The sequence below is a fragment of the Nocardia niwae NBRC 108934 = DSM 45340 genome (assembly GCF_001613465.1).
Lineage (GTDB): Bacteria > Actinomycetota > Actinomycetes > Mycobacteriales > Mycobacteriaceae > Nocardia > Nocardia niwae.
Genome location: NZ_BDCK01000001.1, coordinates 57162 through 74854 on the forward strand (window position 1 = coordinate 57162; position 17693 = coordinate 74854).

Here is a 17693-nt window from a genome sequence, read left to right on the forward strand (position 1 = left end):
TTGTCCCGAACACCCCGCCGCCCCTACTCGACGGAGTGAAGTTTGCTCGTAATCCTGCTCATCCATGCCGTAGCCGCCTTGCTGGCTCCGCTGTGTGTGCGGGTACTGGGACGGAATGCTTTCTTCCTGCTGGCTTCGGTCCCCTTCGGCAGCCTCGGGTGGGTTATCGCGAATTGGTCCGAGCCACAGCGCGTCCGGCTGGCCTGGGCACCGAGCATCGCGCTGAACATCGAGCTGCGTTTCGACACCCTCGCGGCTGTCCTGTGCGCGCTCGTGCTCGGCATCGGAGCGCTGGTTCTGGTCTACTGCGGCAGATATTTCGAGAACGACGAGCCGCGCCTCGGTGTGTTCGCCGCCGAGCTGGTCGCCTTCGCCGGAGCCATGTTCGGGCTGGTCACCAGCGACAACATGGTGCTGCTCTACGTGTTCTGGGAAGCGACGACCGTGCTGTCGTTCCTGCTCATCGGCCACAACGCCGAACAGGCGGCCAGTCGGCGCGCCGCGATTCAGGCACTGCTGGTGACCGGGGCGGGCGGATTGGCGATGCTGGCAGGCATCGTCGTGCTCGGCACCGTGAGCGGCAGTTATCTGCTGTCGGATCTGCTGACCGCGGCTGATCCGCCGAGCGGGCCCGCGGTCGGCGTCGCGGTAGCACTGTTGCTGGTCGGCGCGCTCACCAAATCCGCTGTGGTGCCCTTGCATTTCTGGTTGCCCGGCGCGATGGCCGCGCCGACGCCGGTGAGCGCGTACCTGCACGCGGCCGCGATGGTGAAGGCGGGTGTGTACCTGGTCGCCCGCCTCGCTCCGGTGTTCGCGCAGAATCCGGTCTGGCACCCGCTCGTGCTCACCCTCGGCTCGGCCTCGATGTTGCTGGCCGGGCTGCGGGCGCTGCAGGTCGTGGACCTGAAACTGGTGCTGGCCTTCGGCACGGTGAGTCAGCTGGGGTTCCTGATCGTGCTGGTCGGCATCGGCACGCCCGGCGCCGCGCTGGCCGGGGTGACGATGATCGTCGCGCACGCGCTGTTCAAGGCGTGCCTGTTCCTGGTGGTCGGGATCATCGATCACGGTGCCGGAACGCGGGATCTGCGCCGGTTGTCCGGCCTCGGCCGCCGGGCTCCCGTGTTGTGCGCGACCGCGGTCCTCGCCGCGCTCAGTATGGCGGGCATCCCGCCGCTGCTCGGCTTCGTCGGCAAGGAGAGCGCGCTGAGCGCCGTGCTCGACGCCGACGTGCTCACCGAACCCGCCCGGGCCGCAGTGTTCGCCGGCGTGGCGCTCGGTTCGATGCTGACCGTCGGCTACAGCATCCGGTTCGTCTGGGGCGCCTTCGCGGACAAGCGCGATGAGCCGGAACCCGCGCCCGGCGCGATCGCACTCGCCCACCACCCGAGTGAAGTACCTGTCCCCGCGGACCAGCCGGAAGGCGAGGATCGTTGCCGCTGGCACCCGCCGGGCGCACTGTTCCTGGCGCCACCGGCGCTGCTCGCCATCGCGAGTCTCGTCGCCGGTCTCGTGCCGTCCTGGCTGGACGCACGGCTGCGCCCCTACGCCGGAACGCTCGCCGGGCCCGCGCCCGAGCATCTGGCGCTGTGGCACGGATTCACCCCCGCGGCGGCAACGACGCTGCTGATCGTCGCCGTCGGCGTCGTGCTGTACCGGTTGCGCGACCGCTTCGCCGAATCGGCGCACCCGCGCCTGGGCAACGCCGACCGCGCCTACGACGCAACACTGCGCGCGATGGACGCCCTCTCGCTGCGGATGACCGGCGCCGTGCAGCGCGGGTCGCTGCCGCTGAGCCAGGCGGCGATCCTGGTCACGCTGATCGTCCTGCCGACCGCCCTGCTCGCCGTCGGCGCCCGCACCGGCGTGACGTTGCGGTGGTGGGATTCGCCATCGCAAGCGGCCATCGGCGTGATCATGGTGGTGACCGCGCTGGCCGCGACAGTGCTGCGCAATCGCTTGGCGAGCGTGCTGGTCGTAGGCGTGACCGGATACGGCAGCGGCGTCATCTTCGCGCTGCACGGCGCGCCCGACCTCGCGCTGACCCAATTCCTGGTGGAGACGCTGACGCTGGTGATCTTCGTCCTCGTCCTGCGCGCCTTTCCCGCGCGGATCGAGGCGAGCCGCGCGGCGGCGTTCAAGGTCCGCAGGGCGATGCTGGCCGCGGGGACGGGAGCGGTGGTCGCGGTCCTGGCCGGTTTCGCCGTCGCCGCCCGCACCGCCGAACCCATCTGGCCCCGGATCCCCGATGCCGCCTACGAATTCGGCGGGGGGAAGAACGCGGTCAACGTTCTGCTGGTAGACCTGCGAGCCTGGGACACCCTCGGCGAGATCTCGGTGCTCGTCGTGGCCGCCACCGGCGTCGCGTCCTTGGTGTTCCGCAGCAGGCGCTTCGGCAGCGCGCCGCGCGCGGCCGACTCCCCCGACTACGACCCGGAACTGGTGAGCTGGCTGCCCGCGGGCCGGTTGGTCGACCGGGCCGAACGGTCGATGGTCCTGCAGATCACCACGCGGCTGGTGTTCCCGACCATCATGCTGCTGTCGGTCTACTTCTTCTTCTCCGGCCACAACGCGCCGGGCGGCGGGTTCGCGGGCGGGCTCACCGCGGGGCTCGCGCTGACCCTGCGGTATCTCGCGGGCGGCCGCTACGAATTGGGCGAGGCGCTGCCCGTCGACGCGGGCCATGTGCTCGGCGCCGGCCTCACCCTGGCCGCCGGCACCGCGGTCTCCTCGCTGCTGCTCGGCGCGCCGCCGCTGTCCTCGGCGATCATCGACGTTTCGCTACCGGTGGTCGGCCACGTCAAAGTGGTCACCGCGCTGCTGTTCGATCTCGGCGTCTATCTCATCGTGGTCGGCCTGGTGCTGGATGTGCTGCGCAGCCTCGGCGCGCGGCTGGACAGCGAGCTGGCCGACGCCGAGCCCCCGGCGAGGAAAGGCGGTTCCGGCGCATGACCGCGAATCTGACCCTGCTGATCGTGATCGGCGTGCTGGTCGCGTGCGGGGTGTATCTGATCCTGGAACGCGCCGTGTCGAAGATGCTGCTCGGGCTGATCCTGTTCGGCAACGCGGTGAACCTGCTGATCCTCACCGCCGGCGGCGGCGACGGCGAAGCGCCCATCCACGGCGGGGCCGGCACCGACCAGATGGCCGACCCGCTCGCCCAGGCGATGGTGCTCACCGCCATTGTGATCACCATGGGCATCGCGGCCTTCGTCCTCGCGCTGGCCTACCGCGCGTACATGCTCACCACCAGCGACGACGTCGCCAACGACGAGGAAGACGCGGAGGTCGCCCGGCGACGGGCCGGAGAGGACCCGGAGACGTGAGCCTGTCCTCCGGCCTGCTGCCGGTCCTCACACCGCTGCCGGTGCTCGTTCCGCTGCTGGGCGCCGCGGCGACGCTCGTCTTCGGCCGCAGGCCCCGCGTCCAGAGCGTGGTCATCGTCGGGGCGCTCACCGGCGTGGTGGTGATCTGCGGGCTGCTGCTGTTCCTGGCCGACCGGGACGGCACCACCGCCTTGCAGGTCGGCGACTGGGCGGCACCGATCGGCATCACGCTGGTGGTCGACCGGCTCTCCGCGGCGATGCTGCTCGTCTCGTCCATCGTGCTGCTGTCGGTCGCCCTCTACGGCGCAGGCCAGAACATCCGCGACGGCGACGCGCGGCAGCCGACCTCCATCTACCGGCCCACGTACCTGGTGCTCACCGCCGGTGTCTCGGCCGCTTTCCTTGCCGGTGACCTGTTCAACCTCTTCGTGGGCTTCGAGATCCTGCTCGCGGCGTCGTTCGTGCTGCTCACGGTGGGCGCGACCACCGAACGCATCCGGGCGGGCGTGGCCTATGTGATGGTGTCGATGGTCTCCTCGCTGATCTTCCTCACCGGCATCGGGCTCACCTACGCGGCGACCGGAACGCTGAATCTCGCCCAGCTCGCGGTGCGGTTCGGGGCGGTGACGGAGGGCACCCGCACGGCGATCTTCGGGGTACTGCTGGTGGCGTTCGGCATCAAGGCGGCCGTCTTCCCGCTGTCGAACTGGCTGCCCGACTCCTATCCGACCGCACCAGCTCCGGTCACCGCCGTGTTCGCGGGCCTGCTCACCAAAGTCGGTGTGTACGCGATCATCCGGACGCACTCGCTGCTGTTCCCCGGGGGCGGCTTGGACTCGATCCTGCTGGTCTGCGGCCTGCTGACCATGCTGGTGGGCATCTTCGGCGCCATCGCGCAGAGCGACATCCGCCGTCTGCTGTCGTTCACCCTGGTCAGCCACATCGGCTACATGGTGTTCGGGGTAGGTCTGGCCACCACGCCGGGGCTGGCGGGCGCGGTCTTCTACGTGGCGCACCACATCCTGGTGCAGACCGCGCTGTTCCTCGTGGCGGGCCTGATCGAGCGGCAGGCCGGGTCGACCTCGCTGCGCAGACTGGGCGGGCTCGCCGCGGCCAGTCCGCTGCTGGCGGTGCTGTTCCTCGTCCCCGCGCTGAATCTCGGGGGGATACCTCCGTTCTCCGGGTTCATCGGCAAGGTCGCGCTCTTGCAGGCGGGCGCCGAACGCGGCAGCGTGCTGGCCTGGGTGCTGGTCGCGGGCGCGGTGCTCACCAGCCTGCTCACCCTCTACACCGTCGCCCGCGTGTGGAGCAAAGCGTTCTGGCGCCCCCGCGCGGACGCCCCCGAGGGCCATCTGACCGCGGCGAAGCCGCCGACGCTGATCGAGGAGGCGACCGACGTGCACTACGACGAGCGCACCGATCCCGGCCGGATGCCGCCGCTGATGGTGTTGTCCACCGCGGCGCTCGTGGCGGTCGGGCTGTGCCTGACCGTGCTGGCCGGGCCGATCTTGTCGATCGCCGACCGGGCGGCGGCGGACCTGCGCGATCCCGGTGTGTACATCGGTGCGGTGCTGGGTGACCCGCGATGAGCGACGAGCGGACCGTGCGCCGCCGCGGACGCGAGACGGTCGTGCGCGTCGGCGTCCTCGTCTGGCTCACCGTGGTCTGGCTCGCGCTGTGGGGCGATCTCAGCCTCGCGAACCTGCTGGGCGGGCTGGTGGTCGGCGCGCTGATCATGGTGGCGCTGCCGCTGCCGGGCGTACCGGTGTCGGGCCGGCTGAACCCGCTTCCGCTGCTCGGACTGGTCGTGGTGGGCGCGTATTACGCGCTGGAGTCGAGTCTGCAGGTCGCGTGGTTCGCCATCCGCCCGGCCCCCACGCCGGTGTCCGGCGTGCTGCGGGTGTACGCCCGCACGAGATCGGATCTGGTGCTGGTGCTGTGGACCGATGTGCTCAACCTGATCCCCGGAACGATGGTGCTGGAGATCGACCGCAGGCGCTGCGTGGTCTACGTCCACGTCCTCGATGTGGGCAGCGACGCGGCCGTGGACAAGTTCTACCGGACCACCCGGCGGCTGGAACGCCTGCTGATGGAAGCCTTCGAACGTCCGACCGGATGGCCGTACTCCCGGCCGCCCGCACCCCCGGAGGTGGCATCGTGACCGTCGTCGCCGTCCTCGCCGCCGTCATTCTGACGGCGGCCGCGCTGCTGACCACCTACCGCGTCGTCATGGGACCGAGCACGCTGGATCGGGTCGTCGGCGTCGACTCGCTGATGGCCATCGCCGCTTCGGGATTGGCCGTGTGGGCGGCCTACAGCGCCGACACCACCGTGGTGCCCGCGATCGTCGCGCTGGCGCTGGTCGGGTTCCTGGGTTCGGCCGCGGTGTCCCGATTCCGCGTGCGGGACGACAAATGAACCTCTGGCACGTGCTCGCGGGCACTCTGATCCTGTTCGGCTCGACGCTGGCGCTGACCGCCGCGATCGGTATCGTCCGCTTCCCCGACACGCTCACCCGGATGCACGCGGCCACCAAACCGCAGGTCATCGGATTGATTCTGGTGCTCGCGGGCGCCGCGATCCAGCTGCGCGGGCACGGCAACATCTGGGTGCTGGTGCTGGTCGGGCTGTTCACCCTGCTCACCGCGCCGGTGATCGCCCACCTCATCGGCCGCACCGCCTACCGCGAGCAGCGCCACCGGGACGGGCTGTTGCGCGTCAACGAGATGCGCGACGACGACGTCGACTAGCCGCGTGAACCGATTCAACGCGCGGCGGGCTCGGCCTTCCGTTCGGCTTGCAGCGGTTGACGTACGGACGCGAACCAGGTCGCGTGGAATGCCGCCGCCAGCCCCGCCAGCAACCCGAGCACGACGGTGCCCGCCAGCACCGGGTACTCGGCCATCGGCACCGCGAGGTAGCGGTAGGACAGCAACAGCGCCGCCAGCACGACCGCACCGGAACCGACCAACCGGACCCGGAACCATCCCCAGCCGCGCTCCGGTTCGCGCAGCGCCGATTCGACGGTGAGGCACAGCACCGCGCCCGCCACCAGGTCGACGCCGTAGTGGTAGCCGAAGCCGAGAGTGGCGGTGAGGGTGGCCAGCAGCCAGAACGCGCCGCCCCAGCGCAGCCAGGCCGGGGCGGGCTCGCCATCGCTGTCGCGCCGGGTGTGCAGGAACACCGACAGCGCCCAGGCGGTGTGCATCGAGGGCATGCAGTTGCGCGGAACCGGCGAGTCGAACGGCAGCGGCATCGGGTTCCGGTCGATCGGCGGCACCACCCCGGGCCAGTAGTTGCCCAGTTGCAGCCCGTTGCCGTCCGGTCCGAACGCGAACATCGGCCCCACTACCGGGAACAGCACGTACACCAGGGGGCCGACCAAGCCGAGCACCAGGAAGGTGCGCACCAGGTAATGCGACGGCCAGCGGCCCGACGACACCACTCGGCGCAGCTGCCACACCGCGACCACGATCGCCGCCACGGGCAGCTCGATGTAGACCCAGTGCAGCACCGCGTAGACCACCGGTCCCATCGCGTCGACCGCCCGGCCGAGCACCCACGACGGATCGCCCAGCGCGTGGTCGGCCAGGATCACGTATTCGTCGAGCACGGTCGGTCTGCCGATCACGGTGACGTGCAGCCAGACATCGCCCACCTTGGTGGCCAGCACCAGCAGCGCGCCGAGCGCGGCCGCGTGCAGCGCGTCGCGCCGTTCGGCGCCGGACCAGCGCAGCCAGGCCACCAGCGCCAATCCGGTCAGCGCGATCACCGGGCCGTTCCCGATCGCGAACGGCGCACCCGCCAGCAATCGGACGCCCGCCCACACCACATCGATGGCCACGGCGACGCCGACCGCGACCAGCCTGCGGCGGACCGGAATACCCACCAGCGCGAGAACCAGCCCGGCCCACGGCACGGACATGGATTTGGGTGTGCCGAGGTAGTCCCGCCCGAGGCTTTCCAGCGGACCTTCGAATCCCTGCCGGATGGCGACGCCCTGCAACGCGATCAGCAGGACCGGCACCGCGGCCACCGCCGCGACGACCCGGACCCGGGTGTGCGGTACGCGGCGGCGCGATACCGCGCTTCCTACTCCGGAACCCGGGTATTCGACAAGCATCCGACCATAGTAAACGGGGGGTGAACGCCGTCCCCCTGGCCAGCTGAACAGCAGCCGACCGCTACCCGGCCGGACGCTACTGTTTCAGCTCCTCGACCAGCGCGTCCACCACCGCGACCAGATCGCCCTGCGACGCCGCGGCGACGCGGCGCTGCCGCTGATAGGAGGCCCCTCGCTTGGGGATCTCGGCCACCAGCGCGAGTTCGTCCGCGCAGCCGAGCCGCGCCGCGGTCGGCTCCAACCGGTTCAGCAGATCGTCCAGGTCGTCGGTGACCAAACGCTCGTTGCTGTCGGCGTCGGTGATGATGATCGCGTCCAGCCCGTAACGGGCGGCCCGCCACTTGTTCTCCTGCACGTGCCACGGCGGCAGGGTGGGCAGGTCCTCGCCGTTCTCGACGCGCTGATCGAGGTCGACGATCAGGCAATGGATGAGCGCGGCCAGCGCGGCGAGCTCGGTGCGCGTGGAGATGCCGTCGCAGACCCGCACCTCGATGGTGCCCCACTTGGGCGCCGGGCGGATGTCCCAGTGCATGCCGCCCAGCTGCGTGAACACACCGGTCTTGACCTCGTCGTGCACGAAATGCTCGAACTGGGTCCAGTTCTCGAACTGGAACGGCAGGCCCGCGGTCGGCAGCTGCTGAAACATCAGCGTCCGGTTGCTGGCGTAGCCGGTGTCCGATCCGGACCACATCGGCGAGCCCGCCGACAACGCGAGCAGGTGCGGATACGACAGCAGCAGCGAGTTGAGGATCGGAAACACCTTGTCGCGGTGGGAGACTCCGACGTGCACGTGCACGCCCCAGATCATCATCTGGCGACCCCACCACTGTGTGCGCTCGATCAACTCGTCGTAGTGCTCCGACCGGGTCAGCTGCTGGGCCGACCACTGCGCGAACGGATGGGTGCCCGCGCAGAACAGATCGACGCCCAGCGGGTCGGCCGCGCGCCGCACCGTGTTCATGGTGCCGGTCAGGTCCTCCACCGCCGCGCCGACGGTCTCGTGCACGCCGGTGACGAGTTCGACGGTATTGCGCAGCAGCTCCTTGGTGACTTGCGGCGTGCCGTCGTGGGCGCGCAGTTCACCGAGGGAATCGAACACCTCCGCAGCGGTATTCGACAGATCGCGGGTCACCTGGTCGACCAAGGCGATCTCCCATTCGACCCCGATGGTGGGCCGGGGCGAACCTTCGAAGGGAACGTGCTCGATTCCTGCCCCGGCCATATGCCACCGCGCTACTGGATCACGCCACAAGCGACACGGCCACCCGCGTCGCCCGTCGCTAGGGTCGACTCATCGGGACCCGCGACGCCATCGGCGCGGGAGTAACGATTGGGGATGTTGCCGAAGTTGTCGGCGTCGGCGTGGATGATCAGGGCCTTGCCCTTCACGTCGTCCAGCGTCACCGCGTCGGTGGTGGTGACCAGCTTGGCCGCGCCGTCGCCGCGCACCTCCAGCGAGGTCAGATCGCCGCTGGCCGGATGCGCGTTGGCGCTGCCGACCTGCAGATGGCCACCGGCGGACAGGAAGTCGCCCGCCGGGCCGCCGGTCGGCGCGACGGAGTTCGGCTCGCATTTGCCGACCTGGTGCACGTGCAGGCCGTGGAAGCCGGGACGCAGCCCGTGCGCCTCGACGGTGATCTGCAGGTGGTTGCCGTCCTTGGCGAAGTTCGCGGTGCCGACCGAGGCCCCCGAGGGATCCTTCAGCTGGACGTTCACGCCCTGCTCGGTGTTCGGCGTGCCGCCGTGCTCGGTGCTCGACTGCCCGGCCGGAGCGGGGGACCCGGTCCACACCGGCGGGGTCGTCCCCTGGACGTCACTCGACTCCTGGCTGTTCGAGCAGGCGGCGAGGCCGAACACCGCGACCGCGAGCACCGGGGTCACAGTCCGCCAGGACGGGCGTCGAGTTGTGGACGGGGCCATCGGGGAACTCCTTTACGAGTACCGAGTTTACGAGTAAAGCTGGGTGGACACGTTCGTTACCGGACAAGATGATGCCACGCCGTGCTGCCGTGCCCCCGACAGGGCGGCGTGCCCTCACCTGACGTTCACCGGTCCGAGCGTCCGAACAGCGGCCACACGGGTCAGTTACCCGTGACGATCACCGTTACACCCGGCCCGGTGTCCCCGATCCCGTCCGACTTCGGCGCCACCGCCGCGCCGAGCTCGACCGCGATGGCCTGCGCCGCTTCCTTGTCGCCGGCCGAATTGCCGTAATACACCGTGGTTTTCGCGATATTCGTGCCCGGGTAATTGCCCGTTTCCGCGATGGGCCACCCGCTCGCCGCGAGCTGGCTCGCGGTCTTGGCAGCGAGCCCGGCCACCATACTGTTGTTGAGCACCCGAACCGGGACCGAACGGGCCGCCGCGGAGGTGGTGGGCGCGGCGGTGGTGGTGGGCGTCACCGCGGCGGAGGAGGACGCGGCCGAGGTGGGCGCCTTGGGCGCGGTGGTGCTCGCCGGGACCTGGGGCGCGGCGGTCGCGCTGGAGGTCGGCGAATCGCTGGTTCCCGAGGCGTCGGTGTCGGCGTCGGAATTCGACAGCGACATCGCGCCGAGACCGGCGAAGACGATGGCCAACGCGATCAGCACCATCGCCAGGGCGCGCAACGGTGGCCCACCGGAGGTGGGATTCGGGTAGCTCACCCTCGCGAGCCTAGTCGCACCGAACGGGTCCGCGTCCGCATCGCCGGGTCAGACCTGGAATCCCAGCCGGCGCGCCGCACGCGCCTTCTGCCTGCTCGCGCGCAGCCTGCGCAGCCGCTTCACCAGCATCGGGTCGGCGGCCAGCGCCTCCGGCCGGTCGACCACCGCGTTCAACACCTGGTAGTACCGGGTCGGCGACATGGCGAACAGCTCGCGGATCGCCTCTTCCTTCGCCCCCGCGTACTTCCACCACTGTCGCTCGAAGGCCAGGATGTCGAGTTCGCGACGGCTCAGTCCGGCGCCGTCGGCCTGCTCGGCCGCAGCGTGCCCCGTCGTGACATCTTCGCTCGCGGAAAAGCCGTCCTGGCTCTCGGAAAGATTCCGTGCCGCTGCGCCGTCCATCTCGCTCCCTCGCCGAGTGACCACCAGACGAAAATGGTGCTTGTACGTCGCGGAACATTCAACCACGCGCACCGGTAATCGCCCGGGCCACGGCGCGGCGTGTTCCCTACCTGCCGGTAGTTCGCGGCACCCGAGGCAGCGTGACGTGGCGCGCACGGCAATAATTGGCCCATGGCAATCCTCCCGATCGTGATCGTCGGCGACCCGGTCCTGCACAACCCGACCGAGCGGGTCACGCAATCGCCGGAGGAATTGGCGCCGCTCATCGCGGACATGTACGAGACGCTCGAGGCGGCGCACGGCGTCGGCCTCGCGGCCAACCAAGTCGGTGTCCCGCTGCGCCTGTTCGTCTACGACTGCCCGGACCTGGGCGCGGACGGCGCCACCACCCGCCGCCGCGGCGTGGTGGTCAACCCGGTGCTGGAGACCTCGGAGATCCCGGAGACCATGCCCGACCCGGACGACGACGAGGAAGGCTGCCTCTCGGTTCCCGGTGAGCAGTTCCCGACCGGCCGCGCCGAGTGGGCGAAGGTGACCGGCACCGACGAGCACGGCGAGCCGATCGAGGTGGAGGGCAAGGGCTTCTTCGCCCGCATGCTGCAACACGAGGTCGGGCACCTGGACGGGTTCCTCTACGTGGACGTGCTGATCGGCCGCAACGCGCGCTCCGCCAAGAAGGCGATCAAACGCAACGGCTGGGGCACACCGGGTCTGAGCTGGCTGCCGGGCACCGATCCCGATCCGTTCGGGCATGACGACTGATCCCGCCGCCGGCCTGCCCGATATCCCGCTCGGCCGCCGCGTGGTGCTGCGCTACCAGCTGCCCGCGGGCTATCCCCAACCGCTGACCGACGTGATCGGCGAGCTTCTCTCCCTGGACCCGCCGACCGTGCGCGGCGCCGACGGCGCGGTCGTCTCGGTGGCGCCGGAGCGCGTGGTCGCGCTGAAAGCGCTCGGGCCGAGGCCGATTCGCACGAAGGAGATTCGCGCGCTGGAGGCCGCGGCCGCATTCGCCTGGCCGGGCGTCGAGCACGCGTGGATCGACGGCTGGCTGGCGCGCGCGGGCAACGGGTACACGGGGCGCGCGAATTCCGCTGTGCCGCTGGGCAGCTCGGACGGGCCCGCCACCGTGTCCGCGGAGACGCTGCATCGGATCGGCGAGTGGTACACCGCGCACGGCCTGCCCGTGCAGCTCGCGCTGCCCGATCGGCTGGCCCCGGTGCCGCCCGGCTGGCGCAGCCGGCGGGAGACGCTGATGCTGGCCATCGATATCGATAATTTCGTGCTGCCGCAGGGCCCCTCGATGGTGCGCATCGCGCCCGCGCCGGACCCGGCCTGGCTGGAGATGCACCGCTGCGGCGGCGAAGATGCGCCCGCGCAGGCGATTTCCGCTCCCGTGCCGGATACCGAAGTGCTGACCGCGGTCCTCGACGGCGAAGTGGGCTTCGCCTCGCTCGGCCTGCCGCGCCCCATCGCGATCGGTCGAGGCGCGCTCACCACCGCCCCGGACGGACGACGCTGGGTCGGCCTCACCTGCGTGGCCGTCGCCACCGCGCACCGCAGGCACGGGCTCGGCTCGCTGGTCTGCGCCGAACTGATGCGCTGGGGTCACGACCGCGGCGCGACGCACGCCTACCTCCAGGTCGAGGCCATCAACGAGGCGGCCCTCGCGATGTACCGCGAACTGGGCTTCGTCGAACACCACGCCTACCGCTACGCCGCGCCCGAACCTCTCGCCGGGCCCGGCGGCCTGCGGTAGAACAGACCCTGTCACCCGCGCGAAGGAAGGCCGCAGTGCGTCTCGCCACCTGGAATGTCAATTCGATCCGTTCTCGGCTGGATCGCGTCGCGGACTGGCTCGACCGCCAGGACATCGACGTGCTGGCCATCCAGGAGACCAAGTGCCGCGACGACCAGTTCCCGTTCGAGCGCTTCGACGAACTGGGCTACGAAGTCGCCCATCTGGGGATCAATCAGTGGAACGGGGTGGCGATCGTCTCCCGGGTCGGCCTCGCCGACGTCGAGTTCGCCTTTCCCGGCCAGCCCGGTTTCGACAAGGACGCGGGCGAGTCGCTGATCAGCACGCCGGTCGTCGAGTCCCGCGCGATCGGCGCCACCTGCGGGGGCGTGCGGGTGTGGAGCCTGTACGTGCCCAACGGCCGCACCCTGGACGATCCGCACTATGCCTACAAGCTGGAATGGCTTGCCGCGCTGCGCGACAACGGCACGCGCTGGCTGGCCGAGGACCCGCAGGCCAAGATCGCGCTGGTGGGCGACTGGAACATCGCCCCGACCGACGACGATGTGTGGTCCGTGGAGTACTTCGCCGACAAGACGCACACGTCGCAGCCGGAGCGCGCGGCCTTCCAGGCCGTCGTGGAGGCCGGATACGCGGATGTCATGCGTCCGTTCGCGCCGGGACCGGGCGTTTACACCTACTGGGACTACACCCAGCTGCGTTTCCCGCGTAAAGAGGGGATGCGCATCGATTTCATCCTCGCCTCCCCCGCGCTGGCCGCCACCGTGACGGACGCGATGGTCGATCGTGAGGCGCGAAAGGGCAAGGGCGCCAGCGACCACGCTCCGGTGGTCGCCGAGTTCGCCGACGCGCCCGGGCCCTCGTGACCCGCCCGGCGCAGCCGCCTTTCCCGCGCCGCAGCAGCGGGAACCGGCCGGCGGGCGCCCGGCTCGGCGGCGCGAACGGCGACGCGGGCTTGGGGCCGCGGCAGCGGGCACAGCACCTCGGCCCGGAGCGCCGCCGCCCGCAGGTGCTCGACACCGCGCTCGCGATCGCGGTGGAGCACGGCATCGCCGCGGTCACCATGGCCGCGATCGCGGAGCGGATGAACGTGACCAGGCCGGTGGTCTACGCCTGCTTCGCCGATCGCGTCGAGCTGATCGAGGCGCTGATCCAGCGCGAGGAGGGCTACCTGGTCAGCGGCGTGCTGGAGGTGGTGACGCCGCGGGACGTGGACGCGGACGAGACGGTGTTCGTCGAGGGATTCCGCGCGCTGCTGGCGAAGGCCGCGAGCAGGCCCGACGCCTGGCGGCTGGTCTACGGCAACCCCGATCCCGCCGTGGCGAGTTCGTTCGGGCGCGGCCGCGCGCTCGTCGTCGAGCGCTGCGCCAAGCTGCTGCGTCCGACGCTGCGCGCCTGGGGCACCGCGGACGCCGAGCGCAAGCTGCCCGTGCTGGTGGAGCAGTGGGTGTCCGCGGGCGAGGCTGCCGTGCGGGCGCTGCTCGCGGACAAGGACGGCTGGACACCGGCGGATCTCGGCGCGTTCGTCGGGGCCGCGGTCTACCGGGCACTGCGAAACGCCTGATAGCGGATCCGGCCGCACTACGATGGTGATCAACTATCCGACCACCGGCTGGCGGAGGAACGGTCATGGCGTTCTATCGGCAAGTGGGTGCGGTACCGCCGAAGCGGCACACCCAGCATCGTGACGAGCAGGGCAGGCTCTACTACGAGGAGCTGATGGGCGAGGAGGGCTTCTCCGGCGACTCCTCGCTGCTCTATCACCGCGGCCTGCCGCCCGCGCTGGTCGATTCGACGGTCTGGGAGTTGCCCGACCAGCGGACCACGCCGAATCATCCACTGCGCCACCGTCATCTGCGCCTGCACGCCTTGTTCCCCGGCGACACCCCGGCCGAGACCGATCCGGTCACCGGCCGGCGCCTGCTGCTCGGCAACGCGGATGTGCGCATCTCCTACGTCGTCGCCAAGGGCGGATCACCGTTGTACCGCAACGCGATCGGCGACGAGCTGGTGTACGTGGAGTCCGGCGCGGCGGTGGTCGAGACCGTGTTCGGCGCGCTGCCCGCGCGGCAGGGCGACCAGGTGCTCATCCCGCGCGCCACGACGCACCGCTGGCGTCCGACCGGCCCGGATCCGCTGCGCGCGTATGTGATCGAGGCAACCGGGCACATCACGCCGCCGAAGCGCTACCTGTCGAAGTTCGGCCAGCTGCTCGAGCACGCCCCGTATTGTGAGCGCGACCTGCGCGGACCGGCCGAGACGATCACCACGACCGGCACCGAGGTCGAGGTGCTGGTCAAGCACCGCCCCGGCGGGCGGGTCGTCGGCACCAGGATGATCTACGCCACCCATCCGTTCGACGTGGTCGGCTGGGACGGCTGCCTGTATCCCTTCACCTTCAATATCGCCGACTTCGAGCCGATCACCGGCCGCATCCATCAACCGCCGCCCGTCCATCAGGCCTTCGAGGGCGGCAACTTCGTCGTCTGCAATTTCGTGCCGCGCAAGGTGGACTATCACCCGCTGTCTATCCCCGTGCCGTACTACCACTCCAACGTCGACTCCGACGAGGTCATGTTCTATTGCGGCGGGAACTACGAGGCGCGCAAGGGCTCCGGGATCACCCAGGGCTCGGTGTCCGTGCATCCCGGCGGCTACGCCCACGGCCCGCAGCCCGGCGCCTACGAGAACAGTATCGGCATCGAGTATTTCGACGAGCTGGCCGTCATGGTGGACACCTTCCGCCCGCTGGAACTCGGCGAAGGCGCGCTGGCCTGCGAAGACCCGACCTACGCGTGGACCTGGTCCGGGCGGGGCCCCGAGTGAGGACGAAGATAGAGGTAGCCGCGGAGTCCCCGTTCGGTCCGGACAACCTGCCGTACGGCGTATTCGCGCCGACCGGCGCGAGTCCCCGGGTCGGGGTGCGGCTCGGCGAATACGTCATCGATCTGGCTGCGCTCCTCGATGATCCACTGTTCGCCGAACCGAGCCTGAACGCCTTCCTCGCGCAGGGTCCCACACGCTGGCGCGCGGTGCGCGACCGCGTCCGCGAGGCGGTCGGCGGGGAAGTGGACAGCGCCGCCGTGCACCTCCTGTCCGACGTGGCACTGCGGCTGCCCGTGCGGATCGGTGACTATGTGGACTTCTACGCGAGCATCGATCACGCGACGAACCTCGGCCGCCTGTTCCGGCCGGACGGTGACCCGCTGCTGCCGAACTGGCGTCACCTGCCGGTGGGCTATCACGGGCGGGCGGGGACGGTGGTGGTATCCGGCACGGACGTGGCGCGGCCGTGCGGGCAGCGCAGGTCGGAATCCGGTACGCCGGACTTCGGACCGTCGCGGCGGCTGGACATCGAGGCGGAACTCGGCTTCGTGATCGGCGTCGGCTCGCGGCTCGGCGCGCCGGTCGGGATCGAGGAGTTCGCCGACCGGGTGTTCGGCGTCGCGCTGATCAACGATTGGTCCGCACGCGACATCCAGGCCTGGGAGTACCAACCGCTCGGCCCGTTCCTCGGCAAATCGTTCGCGACTTCGATGTCGCCGTGGATCACCCCGCTGGCCGCCCTCGAGTCCGCGCGGGTGCCGCTGCCCGAGCAGTCGCCCGCGCCGCTGCCCTACCTGCTCGCCACCGAGCACTGGGGTCTGGACATCGAGCTGACCGTGGCGTGGAACGGGCAGCCGGTCGCGTACCCGCCCTACCGCCGGATGTACTGGTCACCGGCCCAGATGCTGGCCCATCTCACCTCCAACGGCGCGGCCACGCGCCCCGGCGATCTGTACGCCTCCGGCACCGTCTCCGGCCCCGGACCGGACCAGCGCGGCTCGTTCATCGAGTTGTCCTGGGGCGGTAGTGAGCCCGTCCTGGTGAACCACCGGCAATCCACTTTCCTCGAAGACGGCGACGAGGTGACGATCACCGCGTCGGCGCCCGGTCCCGGGACTGCGCGAATCGGATTGGGCGAGGTCACCGGTCGCATCATTCCGGCACACCAGTCGTGAACAGCCCGATTCGCCGCTGCCGCATTTCGACGGCCGCCCGGTTCTCCCCAGTCGGCCGCCACCGCGCGGCTCACTCCTGGTCCACCCGCCGGTCCGGCTCGGCCGACACCCGCTGACGCCCTACCAGCGGACCTCATGCACACTTCAGCTGGGCACGGCCCGATCGTCGCGCGGGATCAACGAGAGAGTCGTCCGGCCTGAACGACGGTGACGAACGACGTGAGGTCATCGATCAGGGCGGAACTGTCCTGCGGGTGGTCGCTGTGCAACCAGTCGGTGACCAGCTCGAAAATGCCGCCGACCGTGGCGAGCGCCAAGATCTGCCGACGACGCGGCTCGTCCACGACTCGCGCGGCGGCCTCCGGCCAGTGCTGGTCCAGGAACGCCGCCGCCCAGCGTCGGTTGGCGCGGCGCTGCCGCTCCACCACCGGTGAGATGCCGCCCGCCTCGCCGAAGGTCACCTTGCCCAGCCGCGCGTCCTCGGTGATGGCGTGGACGAAAGCGCCGACGATCGCGGCCACGCGCTCCGGCCAGGACGCCTCCGCGGTGGCGGCCGCGACGTCGGCGACGCGCTGCTGGATCTGTCCCGTCACCTGCTCGAGCAACGCGATGTAGCACGCTTCCTTGCTCTCGAAGTGATCGTAGAAACCCTTGGTCCCCACGTAGGCGCGCTGGCAGATCTGCTCGATCGACGTGCCGGAATAACCCTGTTCGGCGAACAGCTCGGTGGCGGCGTCCAAGAGCAGGCCGCGGCGCTGGGCGCTGCGCTGCTCGGCGTCGAGTCCACGGATCCGGCGCCGCGCCGGGCTCGCGGCGGGCCGCGCGGCGGAGGTGCTGGGGGTCATGGCACCGACGATAGCCGGGCCGCGGCAGCAACCGGCTGCCGCTTGAGCGCCGCACATCCGGGTACGCCGCCGCTACGGCCCCATCCGCCCGCGAAGGAGCGAGGTCATGACCGATCGCCCGCACGCAGCGCACCGCCGCCCCGATGGCGTGGACGACGTCACCGTGGCCGCCACCGGCAAACTCTCGGAAGCCTTGGAGACCATCGAACGCGCGCGCGGCCATCTGTACGCGTTCCACCAACTGACCGGCGGGGCCGATCTGGCGCTCGACGAGGCGGTGGAGCTGTTCCGCGAGGCCGGGCACACGCACATCGCCGAGCGGATCTCCACCGAGTTGATCGGTCGCAACGTGCTGGCGGGGCGTTGGACATTCCAGATCGTCGAGGAATACGACGACGGCTACTACGGCCTGTTCCGCGACATCGAGCGGGCCGCGCGGGACGAACTGCTCGACGGACGCCGCCACCTCTTCGAAGCCGAGATGAAGGAAGCCCGTCGCACCCACGGCGCACCGGGCCATGCGGCCACGCCGGAGACAGCGGAAGACTCCTGATCAGACGCGGCCGCGGGCCGTCCGCGGTCAGCGCCGCGCCAGTTT

The 17693-nt window shown here is 70.3% G+C and carries 19 protein-coding genes; 13 read left to right on the forward strand and 6 right to left on the reverse strand.

The window, feature by feature from the left end; translation table 11 throughout:
- The first annotated feature begins 42 nt into the window (after positions 1-42).
- The 6 genes from NNI01S_RS00295 to mnhG are packed head-to-tail and all read left to right on the forward strand — an operon-like array spanning position 43 to position 6073.
- A complete protein-coding gene (locus NNI01S_RS00295; RefSeq protein WP_063016219.1) occupies positions 43-2949 on the forward strand; it encodes a Na+/H+ antiporter subunit A in 2907 nt (968 codons plus the stop codon).
- A complete protein-coding gene (locus NNI01S_RS00300; RefSeq protein ID WP_063016221.1) occupies positions 2946-3323 on the forward strand; it encodes a Na(+)/H(+) antiporter subunit C in 378 nt (125 codons plus the stop codon). The genes NNI01S_RS00295 and NNI01S_RS00300 overlap by 4 nt, the downstream gene beginning before the upstream one ends.
- The gene (locus tag NNI01S_RS00305; RefSeq protein ID WP_063016223.1) at positions 3320-4912 is read left to right on the forward strand and encodes a Na+/H+ antiporter subunit D; all 1593 of its coding nucleotides are present in this window, start codon (positions 3320-3322) and stop codon (positions 4910-4912) included. Before NNI01S_RS00300 ends, NNI01S_RS00305 begins: the two co-directional genes overlap by 4 nt.
- Positions 4909-5484, forward strand: coding sequence for a Na+/H+ antiporter subunit E (locus NNI01S_RS00310; RefSeq protein ID WP_063016225.1), 576 nt, complete (start codon positions 4909-4911; stop codon positions 5482-5484). Before NNI01S_RS00305 ends, NNI01S_RS00310 begins: the two co-directional genes overlap by 4 nt.
- Positions 5481-5741 (forward strand): monovalent cation/H+ antiporter complex subunit F, encoded by a 261-nt coding sequence (locus NNI01S_RS00315; RefSeq protein WP_063016312.1) that lies wholly within the window; start codon positions 5481-5483, stop codon positions 5739-5741. Before NNI01S_RS00310 ends, NNI01S_RS00315 begins: the two co-directional genes overlap by 4 nt.
- Complete coding sequence (mnhG, locus tag NNI01S_RS00320; RefSeq protein ID WP_063016310.1) at positions 5738-6073, forward strand: monovalent cation/H(+) antiporter subunit G; 336 nt, start codon at positions 5738-5740, stop codon at positions 6071-6073. Before NNI01S_RS00315 ends, mnhG begins: the two co-directional genes overlap by 4 nt.
- Before the next feature lie 14 nt (positions 6074-6087).
- On the opposite strand, the gene NNI01S_RS00325 is transcribed toward mnhG, so the two are convergent.
- The 5 genes from NNI01S_RS00325 to napA all read right to left on the reverse strand — a co-directional run bounded on the left by NNI01S_RS00325 (position 6088) and on the right by napA (position 10490).
- Entirely contained in the window at positions 6088-7446 is a 1359-nt protein-coding gene (locus tag NNI01S_RS00325; protein ID WP_063917272.1) for a phosphatase PAP2 family protein, read from the reverse strand.
- A 76-nt stretch (positions 7447-7522) separates the two neighbouring features.
- The gene (locus tag NNI01S_RS00330) at positions 7523-8668 is read right to left on the reverse strand and encodes a glutamate--cysteine ligase (RefSeq protein WP_063016228.1); all 1146 of its coding nucleotides are present in this window, start codon (positions 8666-8668) and stop codon (positions 7523-7525) included.
- An 11-nt stretch (positions 8669-8679) separates the two neighbouring features.
- Complete coding sequence (sodC, locus tag NNI01S_RS00335) at positions 8680-9366, reverse strand: superoxide dismutase[Cu-Zn] (RefSeq protein WP_063016230.1); 687 nt, start codon at positions 9364-9366, stop codon at positions 8680-8682.
- 161 nt (positions 9367-9527) lie between these two features.
- Positions 9528-10088: a LytR C-terminal domain-containing protein gene (locus NNI01S_RS00340; RefSeq protein ID WP_063016232.1), complete on the reverse strand. Its 561-nt coding sequence runs from the start codon at positions 10086-10088 to the stop codon at positions 9528-9530.
- A gap of 48 nt (positions 10089-10136) precedes the next feature.
- The gene (gene napA, locus NNI01S_RS00345) at positions 10137-10490 is read right to left on the reverse strand and encodes a nucleoid-associated protein NapA (RefSeq protein ID WP_063016234.1); all 354 of its coding nucleotides are present in this window, start codon (positions 10488-10490) and stop codon (positions 10137-10139) included.
- A gap of 171 nt (positions 10491-10661) precedes the next feature.
- Here napA and NNI01S_RS00350 point away from each other — a divergent pair, with 171 nt between their 5' ends.
- The 6 genes from NNI01S_RS00350 to fahA all read left to right on the forward strand — a co-directional run bounded on the left by NNI01S_RS00350 (position 10662) and on the right by fahA (position 16250).
- Positions 10662-11252: a peptide deformylase gene (locus NNI01S_RS00350; protein WP_063016236.1), complete on the forward strand. Its 591-nt coding sequence runs from the start codon at positions 10662-10664 to the stop codon at positions 11250-11252.
- Positions 11242-12249, forward strand: a complete 1008-nt coding sequence (locus NNI01S_RS00355) for an N-acetylglutamate synthase, CG3035 family (RefSeq protein WP_063016238.1) — start codon at positions 11242-11244, stop codon at positions 12247-12249. The genes NNI01S_RS00350 and NNI01S_RS00355 overlap by 11 nt, the downstream gene beginning before the upstream one ends.
- 35 nt (positions 12250-12284) lie before the next feature.
- A complete protein-coding gene (locus tag NNI01S_RS00360; RefSeq protein ID WP_063016240.1) occupies positions 12285-13115 on the forward strand; it encodes an exodeoxyribonuclease III in 831 nt (276 codons plus the stop codon).
- A gap of 143 nt (positions 13116-13258) precedes the next feature.
- On the forward strand, positions 13259-13813 hold the full coding sequence (locus NNI01S_RS00365) for a TetR/AcrR family transcriptional regulator (protein WP_084488342.1): 555 nt from the start codon (positions 13259-13261) through the stop codon (positions 13811-13813).
- 65 nt (positions 13814-13878) lie between these two features.
- Positions 13879-15075, forward strand: a complete 1197-nt coding sequence (locus NNI01S_RS00370; RefSeq protein WP_063016242.1) for a homogentisate 1,2-dioxygenase — start codon at positions 13879-13881, stop codon at positions 15073-15075.
- The gene (fahA, locus tag NNI01S_RS00375; protein ID WP_063016316.1) at positions 15072-16250 is read left to right on the forward strand and encodes a fumarylacetoacetase; all 1179 of its coding nucleotides are present in this window, start codon (positions 15072-15074) and stop codon (positions 16248-16250) included. Before NNI01S_RS00370 ends, fahA begins: the two co-directional genes overlap by 4 nt.
- Positions 16251-16426: 176 nt before the next feature.
- Here the strand turns inward: fahA and NNI01S_RS00380 are convergent, their stop codons facing one another.
- Positions 16427-17095, reverse strand: coding sequence for a TetR/AcrR family transcriptional regulator (locus tag NNI01S_RS00380; protein ID WP_063016244.1), 669 nt, complete (start codon positions 17093-17095; stop codon positions 16427-16429).
- Between the two features lie 106 nt (positions 17096-17201).
- Between NNI01S_RS00380 and NNI01S_RS00385 the strand changes: the two genes are divergently transcribed.
- Positions 17202-17648, forward strand: a complete 447-nt coding sequence (locus NNI01S_RS00385; RefSeq protein ID WP_063016245.1) for a hypothetical protein — start codon at positions 17202-17204, stop codon at positions 17646-17648.
- Positions 17649-17693: the final 45 nt, after the last annotated feature.